The 9,005-nt window shown below is 65.8% G+C and carries 7 protein-coding genes; 5 read left to right on the forward strand and 2 right to left on the reverse strand.

Annotation, left to right across the window (positions count from 1 at the left end):
- Together rph and ELR45_RS18710 are read left to right on the forward strand one after the other, a co-directional pair.
- Window positions 1–2,271: rifamycin-inactivating phosphotransferase (rph, locus tag ELR45_RS18705; protein ID WP_240759856.1), on the forward strand; the 2,271-nt coding region annotated here is incomplete at its 5' end.
- 204 nt (window positions 2,272–2,475) lie between these two features.
- Window positions 2,476–2,775: a hypothetical protein gene (locus tag ELR45_RS18710; RefSeq protein ID WP_129667739.1), complete on the forward strand. Its 300-nt coding sequence runs from the start codon at window positions 2,476–2,478 to the stop codon at window positions 2,773–2,775.
- Between the two features lie 315 nt (window positions 2,776–3,090).
- Here the strand turns inward: ELR45_RS18710 and ELR45_RS18715 are convergent, their stop codons facing one another.
- Entirely contained in the window at window positions 3,091–4,581 is a 1,491-nt protein-coding gene (locus ELR45_RS18715) for an MFS transporter (RefSeq protein WP_129667740.1), read from the reverse strand.
- Between the two features lie 170 nt (window positions 4,582–4,751).
- Between ELR45_RS18715 and ELR45_RS18720 the strand changes: the two genes are divergently transcribed.
- The gene (locus ELR45_RS18720; RefSeq protein WP_129667741.1) at window positions 4,752–5,114 is read left to right on the forward strand and encodes a YciI family protein; all 363 of its coding nucleotides are present in this window, start codon (window positions 4,752–4,754) and stop codon (window positions 5,112–5,114) included.
- The gene (locus ELR45_RS18725) at window positions 5,111–6,361 is read left to right on the forward strand and encodes an RNA polymerase sigma factor (RefSeq protein ID WP_240759857.1); all 1,251 of its coding nucleotides are present in this window, start codon (window positions 5,111–5,113) and stop codon (window positions 6,359–6,361) included. Before ELR45_RS18720 ends, ELR45_RS18725 begins: the two co-directional genes overlap by 4 nt.
- 199 nt (window positions 6,362–6,560) lie before the next feature.
- Here ELR45_RS18725 and mraY read toward each other — a convergent pair whose 3' ends face one another.
- On the reverse strand, window positions 6,561–7,622 hold the full coding sequence (gene mraY / locus ELR45_RS18730; protein ID WP_129667742.1) for a phospho-N-acetylmuramoyl-pentapeptide-transferase: 1,062 nt from the start codon (window positions 7,620–7,622) through the stop codon (window positions 6,561–6,563).
- 484 nt (window positions 7,623–8,106) lie between these two features.
- On the opposite strand from mraY, the gene ELR45_RS38340 reads away from it, so the two are divergent.
- Window positions 8,107–9,005: MFS transporter (locus tag ELR45_RS38340; protein ID WP_205856846.1), on the forward strand; the 899-nt coding region annotated here is incomplete at its 3' end.

The following is a 9,005-nucleotide window of genomic DNA, read 5'->3' on the forward strand; positions in this document are numbered from 1 at the left end:
GAGGAAGCCGCCTACGCCGTCCGGTCCAGTGCGACGGCCGAGGACTTGCCGACGGCATCCTTTGCGGGCCAGCAGGACACATACCTGAACGTCGTAGGGCCGGAGGCCATCCTCAAGCACGTCAGCCGATGCTGGGCCTCCCTCTTCACCGAGCGAGCCGTGACCTACCGCCTGCAGAATGGCTTCGACCATCGCAAGGTCCACATGGCCGTGGTCGTGCAGCAGATGGTCTCCTCCGACGCCGCCGGGATCCTGTTCACGGCCGACCCCGTCACGTCGAACCGGAAGGTCACCACCGTCGAGGCTAGCTTCGGCCTTGGCGAGGCCCTGGTCTCCGGTCTGGTGAACGCGGACGTCTACAAGGTGCGGGACGACGAGATCGTCGACAAGACGATCGCTGCCAAGCAGCTGGCCATCCACGCCTCGCCGGAAGGCGGGACGCAGGAACGTGCGATCGAGCTTGCGTCACAGGAGCAGCCAGCGCTGACCGATGCGCAGGTAACACGGCTCGCGCAGCTGGGCCGCCGGATCGAGGCGCACTTCGGCAGCCCACAGGACATCGAATGGTGCCTGGTCGACGGTGGCTTCCAGATCGTCCAGAGCCGGCCGATCACCACGCTGTTCCCCATCCCGGCAACGGAGGATCAAGACAACCACGTCTACGTCTCCGTCGGTCATCAGCAGATGATGACCGACCCGATGAAGCCGTTGGGCCTCTCCGTCTGGCAGTTGACGACGCCACGGCCCATGGCTGAGGCCGGCGGGCGTCTGTTCGTCGACGTCACCCAGCTCCTGGCCTCGCCCACGAGCCGCGCCGGCCTCCTGGAGGTCATGGGGAAGTCCGATCCCCTGATCAGGGACGCGCTGCAGACCATCCTCGAACGCGACGGTTTCGTCCCGTCGCCCTCGGAAGACGTTCCCGGCGAGCCGGTCCCCGGCGTCGTGCCAGCCACGATCGAGACCGATCCGGCCCTCGTCACCGAGCTGATCGAGCGCAGCGAGTCTTCCATCGCCGCGGTGAAACGCGACATCCGAACGAAATCCGGAAGTGCGTTGCTGGACTTCATTCTGGCGGACTTCCAGGAGCTGCGACGGATCCTGTTCGATCCGCAAAGCCATCAGGTATTCATGGCGGCGATGCAAGCGACGTGGTGGCTCAACGAGCAACTGCAGGAGTGGCTGGGCGAGAAGAACGCGGCCGACACGCTCACCCAGTCCGTCCCCCACAACGTCACCTCGGAGATGGGGCTCGCGCTCTTGGGCGTCGCGGACGTGATCCGCCCGCACCCGGATGTTGTGGCCTTTCTGCAGGACGTCGAAGACGAGGGCTTCCTGGACGAGCTAGCCACGTTTGCGGGCGGGCACGAGGCGCGAGACGCGATCCAGGCCTACCTCGACACGTACGGCATGCGCTGCGTCGGCGAAATCGACATCACGAGACCGCGCTGGAGCGAACGGCCTACCACGCTCCTGCCCATGCTCCTCTCCAACATCAAGAACTTCGAGCCGGGCGCCGGTGAGCGCCGCTTCGAGCAAGGACGGCAGGAGGCGTGGAAGAAGGAACAGGAACTTCTGGAGCGCTTGCGGGCCCTGCCGCACGGGGAGCAAAAGGCCGAAGAAACCAAACGGATGATCGATCGCGTCCGGACGTTCATCGGTTACCGGGAGTACCCGAAGTACGGCATGGTCAGTCGCTACTTCGTGTACAAGCAGGCTCTGCTGGAAGAGGCCGAGCGCCTCGTGCGGGCCGGCGTGCTCGGTGAGAAGGAAGACATCTTCTTCCTGAGGTTGCAGGAACTTCACGACGTCGTGCGTACGAACCAGGTTGATGACGAGCTCATCCGTCGGCGCAAGGAGGCGTTCAAGGTGTATCAGGCGCTCACGCCACCCCGGGTGCTCACGTCGGATGGCGAGGCCGTCGCCGGAGCATACCGGCGCGACGACCTGCCAACCGGTGCGCTGGTCGGCCTGCCGGTCTCTGCGGGGACCATCGAAGGGCGAGCCCGAGTCATCCTGGACATGGCGGAGGCCGACCTCGAACCGGGCGACATCCTGGTCACGGCTCACACGGACCCCAGTTGGTCGCCCCTGTTCGTCACGATCAACGGTCTGGTGACGGAGGTGGGTGGCCAGATGACCCACGGCGCGGTGATCGCCCGGGAATACGGCTTGCCGGCCGTCGTGGGGGTGGAGCACGCAACCCGGCTCATCCGAGATGGGCAGCGGATCCGCGTGAACGGAACGAACGGGTACGTCGAGATCCTGCCCTAGGCCGTGTTGCTAAAGGAAGCTGGTGAGCCGGTGCTCCCCAGACCTCGCCGTCGAGCAGCGCCATTCTCAGTGCGGGGCGCGCCTCCCGCCTGCGACGGTGCAGCCGCGTCGTGTCCATCTCGCTGCGTAAACTGTTGGCTCGTGTGCCTGTCTGTGATGTCTACGTGCACACTGACGGTTTCCGTTGGACCGAAGGATTGAGCCGTGCCCGACCGACCTGAGATTGTCTGCATCTGCGGCTCTACCCGGTTCGTGGACGAGATGCGTGCGGCGAACCGTGATCTGACCTACGCAGGTGTCATCGTCGTTGCGCCAGGCGAAGCAGACGAGTTGATCACCAACGAGCAGAAGACCGCGCTGGACGCCCTCCACCTGCGCAAGATCGACCTGGCTGACCGCGTTCTGGTCGTCAACCCCGGCGGGTATATCGGCGAGTCCACGAGCAGGGAGATCGCGTATGCCCACGCCACCGGCAAGCCGATCTCGTTCACAGATCCCGTCTGACCAGTAGACGCTTCGTGGTGCACGCGGGCAACGAGTCTCGGTCAGTCGAATGACAAGAAGTTCGGAGATGAACCCGCTGATCACGCGATCGGCCGCTCTCGTGGCGGTTGACGACCAAGACGCACCTGGTCGCCGACGGCAAGGTGCGGGCGGACAAGGGCTACCCATCCAGGGCGAACCGGGCGTGGCTGCGCGAGTGCGGCGTCGCCACGACGATCCCGGAACGTGACGACCAGATTGCCCACCGCCGCAAGCGACCGTTGTGCATCTGCCTAAGCAACCGCGCGGCCGCGATTTGCCACCCGCTATGGAGACTCATGCGGACAGTCGGTCGCTTTCCGCGGTCTGCCGGACCGTGTCGTCTGTTCCTATATGGAACCTTGGGTCGTCACCCACGTCGTCGCCGCCGCTGACGGGTTTCGCTGAGCGCCGGAGCAGGGCCAGTGTTGCGATGACGCCAAGGGCGGCGATGACGACGGTGACACCGAAGGCCATCTGGTATCCCTCGGTGAGACCGTCTGGTGTTGGCCCACCGGCGGCCTCGGTGTAGGCGAACGCGACGCTGGTGGTGATCGCGACACCGAGCCCGGAGCCAATGTTGAACGAGGTATCCGCGAGCCCAGCGGCCAGTCCGGAGTTCGCCTCCGCGACCCCGGTGAGGGCAGCGATCTGGGAACTGACGAACGCGGCGCCCAGGCCAGCGCCGAAGATGAGCAACGCCGCGATCATGAGACTGACGGAACCGTCGGCTCGCACGAATGTCAGCATCAGGCCGGAGAGGCCAAGCAGGGCAGCTCCGGCCGCGGCCACTGGCCGGACGCCCCTTTTGCTCACGGCGTGCTGGCCGTACATGACGCCGACGATCGAGGTTACGGTCATCACGGCGGCCAGGAGACCGAATTGCATGGCCGACCAGCCGAGCACGCGTTGTACGTATGACGTCAGGGTGACCAGTAAGCCGTCGACGGCCATCCCGGCGGTGAAGATCAGCACGTTGCCGCCGATCAGCACGCGCGAACGCAGCGCCCGGAACGGTACCAACGGCGCCGCCGAACGAGTCTCGATGATCACGAACAACCCGGCCAAGGCGACGACACCGGTCAACAGGCCAAGCGTGCGTCCACTGGTCATGCCGGCTTCCGGGATCGCCGTGATGGCGTACACGAGCAGCCCGAGAGCTGCCGTGACCGTGACCGCGCCAGCGGCGTCGAAATTGCGCTCGCGTCCGGGCCTCCGGCTCTCGGGCAGCATGGCTGGCGAGAGAGCAAGTACGACCATCCCAATGGGGATGTTGACGAAAAAGACCCATGGCCAGCCGATGCCATCGGTGATGACACCACCAAGCAGCAAACCGGCCGTAGCGCCGAGACCGCCAAGTCCGCCCCAGATACCGAGCGCTTTGTTACGCGCGGCGCCCTCGGGGAAGGTGGTCATGACGATAGACAAGGCGGCCGGGGCGATGATCGCGGCCGCCACGCCCTGCAGGACGCGACCGGCGATGAGGATCTCACCGGCCTGCGCAATTCCGCACAGTAACGAGGACAGAACCCATAGTCCGTTTCCGGCCATGAACAGACGCTTGCGGCCGAGCAGGTCCGCGGTGCGGCCCCAGAACAGCAGCAAGCCGCCGTAGGCTAGCACGTAGCCGGTGACGATCCACTGTAGGCCGGTACCCTCCAGCCCGAGGTCCGATCCGATGCTGGGCAGGGCGGTCACCACAATGGTGGAGTCCAGGATGGTCATGAAATAGGCGGCCGCGAGCAATGTCAGCACTCGCCAGCGGTGCGATGCTGGGTTGATAGTCATGGCTAGTCCTTACGTATAGGCGGTGATCCGGTGGGTGCTTTCGCCTCGTTGTCGGAACCGGGATGCCCAACCGGACACGGCGGTCAGCCGTGTCGCATTCGCGTGCACGGGTTCGACTTCACGAGTAAGAGGCACCGATACCGGACGCCGTCATTCGAAGGAGGAGTGGCATGAAGTACATGCTGTTGATCTACAGCTCGCCGCAGACCTGGGACGCGTTGTCCGAGGAGGAACGCGACCGGGTCGTACGTGAACACATGGCCTGGGAACGTGAACTCATCGAAACCGGTGAGTACGTCGGCGGGCACGCGCTGGCCGACCAAGTGCAATCCAAGGTCGTCCGCCTCCAGAGCGTGGATCCGATGATCACCGACGGCCCGTATCTTGAGGCCAAGGAGCATCTGGCTGGCTACGACATGCTCGAATGCGAGAGCATGGAACGTGCGCTGGAACTCGCCGTTCGTAACCCCCACGCCGGGCTCGACGGCGTAGAGGTGCGACCCATCATGGACGTCGGCGGAATGGAGATGTGATCTCGGCCGACCAAAACTCCGCCATCGAGGACCTGCTGCGCGAGCTGGCGCCGCGGGTTCTCGGGGCGCTCGTACGCCGGTGGGGCGATTTTGACACCGCGGAGGACGCGGTCCAGGAAGCCCTGCTGAGCGCGGCCGTTCAGTGGCCGGCCGAAGGGCTACCCCGCAACCCCCAGGGCTGGCTGGTCACCGTGGCCACCCGGCGGCTGGTCGATGAGTACCGGAGGGATGCCGCGCGTCGGCGCCGGGAAACCACAGCCGCGGCTATGGTGCCACTTGACGACCTGGTGGCGTCACCTGCCGACGAGGTTTCGCCCGCTGCCGACGACGCCCTGAACTTGCTGTTCCTGTGCTGCCACCCGTCGTTGACGACTGAGTCTCAGGTGGCACTCACGCTGCGTGCTGTGGGTGGGCTGACAACTGCGCAGATTGCCGGCGCGTTCCTGGTGCCCGAATCGACGATGACCCGGCGGATCAGCCGGGCCAAGCAGCACATCGCCGCCGCCGGGGCGACGTTCGGGCCACTGTCCGAGCAGGACCGCGGTGAACGGCTGCGTGCGGTGCTGCATGTGTTGTACCTGATCTTCAACGAGGGCTACACGGCCAGTGGCGGCCCGTCGCTCCAGCGTGCGGAACTGACTGGAGAGGCGATCCGGCTGGTACGCCAGGTTCATCAGCTGCTGCCCGACGACGGCGAGGTGGCCGGATTACTAGCCCTCATGCTGCTCACCGATGCCCGAAGCGCGGCCCGGGCCGGGCCGGACGGCACGCTGGTGCCGCTGGCCGAGCAGAACCGGAGCCTGTGGTCGGGCGAGCAGGTACGGGAAGGGACCGAGCTCGTCGAGAAGGCGCTGCCCCGGTCGCTGGTCGGCCCGTACCAGCTCCAGGCGGCGATCGCCGCGGTGCACGCAGAGGCCACCAGGGTGGAGGACACCGACTGGCCGCAGATCGTCGAGCTGTACAGGCTGTTGGAACGCGTCGCGCCGAACCCGGTGGTGACGCTTAACCATGCGGTGGCTCGGGCGATGGCCGACGGACCACGGGCGGGCCTCGAGATGCTGGCCAGACTCGAGGCCGACGGCCAGCTGACCAGCCATCATCGGCTCAGCGCAGTCCGGGCTCACCTGCTGGAGCTGACCGGTGACCCAGCCGCGGCGCGAGCCGCATACCAACTGGCCGCCAGCCAGACGACGAGCCTGCCCGAACAACGCTACCTCCAAGCCCGCGCCACCCGGCTGGCGACCTGAACCCACAGGAGGATCATCGACTGTGGCTTCGCGTACTGCGAGCTCGCGGAAGTCCGTGAAGTGCCGCCAGGCAGTCATCCCTCAGCTCTATAGCGTCCCAGAGTCACCACGTTAAAGGCGGCAAGCCGCCTTAACCACGGCTGCAGACCGAGCGAGGTCAGCAAGTGCCGCGCATCGGCCTAGTGCGGCCCCATGACAATCACGTCCCGACAACCCACTGCGCGTAGAAGATGGCGAGCCCTACGGCGACGCAGGCGCCCGCGACGATCCAGAAGCGGATCACGATCGTGACCTCGCTCCAGCCCTTGAGCTCGAAATGGTGATGGAGCGGCGTTATCAGGAACAGGCGTTGGCCACCGGTCAGTTTGAAGTAGGCGACCTGCAGCATCACGGACATGGTGATGGCAGCGAACAGGCCGCCGAGAATGACGAGAAGTAGCTCGGTGCGGGTTGTGATGGCCAGCCCGGCCATTGCTCCGCCAAGTGCGAGCGCCCCGGTGTCGCCCATGATGATCCTGGCGGGCGAAGCGTTCCACCACAGGAACCCGAAGCACGCGCCAACCAGGGCGGCCGCCACGACGGCAAGGTCGAACGGGTCGCGCACCTCATAGCAGGTCGGCCCAGCTGCGGTCTGGCAGTTCTGGTTGAACTGCCAGATCCCGATGAACGTGTAGGCGCCGAACACCATGACTGACGCGCCGGTGGCCAGGCCGTCCAGGCCGTCGGTCAGATTCACCGCGTTCGAGGTACCGGAGATGATCAGCAGCGCCCAGACCACGAACAGCACGGCTGGCAGGACGATCGGCGTGTCGCGCAGGAACGACACGGCCTGCGACGCCGGGGTCAACGACTGGTCGTTCTCGAACCGGATCGCGAGTAACGCGAATACAAGCGCTACGACCACCTGCCCAGCCGTCTTCGCCCGGCTGCGCAGGCCCAGACTCCGCTGTTTGAAGACCTTGATGTAGTCGTCGAGGAATCCGACCAGACCGAGCCCGACCATCAGGCCGAGCACAAGCAACGCCGAGACTGACGGATCGGACGGGCGAATCAGGTGGGCCGCTGCGTAGCCGATAAGCGCCGCCAGGATGATCACCGCGCCGCCCATCGTGGGCGTGCCCCGCTTGGTCTGATGACTCGTCGAGAGTTCGTCCCGGATCGGTTGGCCGTAGCCACGCCGGACGAGCCCCCGGATCGCCGCTGGCGTTCCGAGAACCGAGACCACCAGACTCACGACGACCGCGGTCAGTACTGCAGTCACCTAGCGTTCTCCTTCACCCATTGGCATATCAGCGACTCCTGGAGCCCGCTGCCCGAGATGCACCGCAGCGTCTCCCTGCCGTCGAACGGCAGCACGCGGCCCGCCACCTCAGGTCATTGTTCGTGACCCATTCCGGCAACCAGCACCGCATTGGCGCATCCCGGATGCCGCGTTCACCGCCATGACGATAGCGGACCTCGGATCACCAATCTGCCCTCACCCACCTGGAAACTGCAGGCGTAGAGGCAGTCCCGCCACCTCTGTTCCGTAGCCATCGGCGCTGATGGTTCGTGGTGTCCCTCGAACCGGACGCACGCGATCTCCGGTACAGCTCTGCGGTACCGACCTGGGATGTTCTGGCCGAAGTCGCATCTGTGTCCGCTCGCCCCGATTGAGGCGGACAAAACTCCGCCTGTTCGATGTCGATATCGGCACGACCTCCTTCGTCGGTTGGTCAACCAACCCGGCAGAGGAAGGAATACCGATGACACAGCTACAGACCCATCCTGAGGTGCGGGCTGTCACCGAAGCAGCCCCGGCCAGGCCGGTCAAGCGGGGCTTGGTGTTGGTGCTCGCCTGTGCGGCCCAGGCCATCGTCAGCCTTGACATGGCGATCGTGAACGTCGCGCTGCCGTCGATCCAGCGTGATCTCGGCTTCGACCACGGCGGCCTGCAGTGGGTGATCGTCGCGTACGGCCTGCTGCTGGGCGGATTCCTGATTTTCGGCGGACGAATGACCGATCGGTTCGGACGCCGGCGGATCTACCTCGCCGGGCTCACTGTCTTCACCGGCGCGTCCGTCCTGGCCGGCGTGGCAACCGAGCCCGGGATCCTGATCGCGGCCCGCGCCCTGCAAGGCTTCGGCGCCGCACTGATCGTGCCGGCGGCACTGTCGCTGCTGGCCGTCACCTTCCCCGAAGGGCGGGAACGCAATCGGGCGTTCGCCCTCTTCGGCGGCGTCGGCGGGATGGCCGCATCGGTCGGCGTCGTCGCCAGCGGCCTGCTCACAGCCGGTCCTGGCTGGCGCTGGACCTTCTACATCAACATCCCGGTCGGCGTCGTGCTGATTATGCTCGCTGCCATGTTCCTGGCCGCGGACCGGCTCAGCGACCGCCGTACCCGCCTCGATCTCCCCGGCGCGGTCACCGTCACCGGCGGATTGCTGCTATTTGTCTACACCTTGCATCACGGGACGACTCACGGCTGGCTGTCCGGGTCGACCCTTGCCCTGTTCGCGGCAGCTGTGCTGCTGCTGGTGGCGTTCGTGCGGATCGAAGCCCGGTCCGCCGCTCCGCTGGTTCCACTTGCGACTTTCCGGAACCGCAGCTTGGTGGCCGGCAACGTGACCGCGTTCCTCGCCACGTCCGCGTTCCTGTCGTTCAT

This window comes from Phytoactinopolyspora endophytica (assembly GCF_004138495.1).
GTDB classification, from domain to species: domain Bacteria; phylum Actinomycetota; class Actinomycetes; order Jiangellales; family Jiangellaceae; genus Phytoactinopolyspora; species Phytoactinopolyspora endophytica.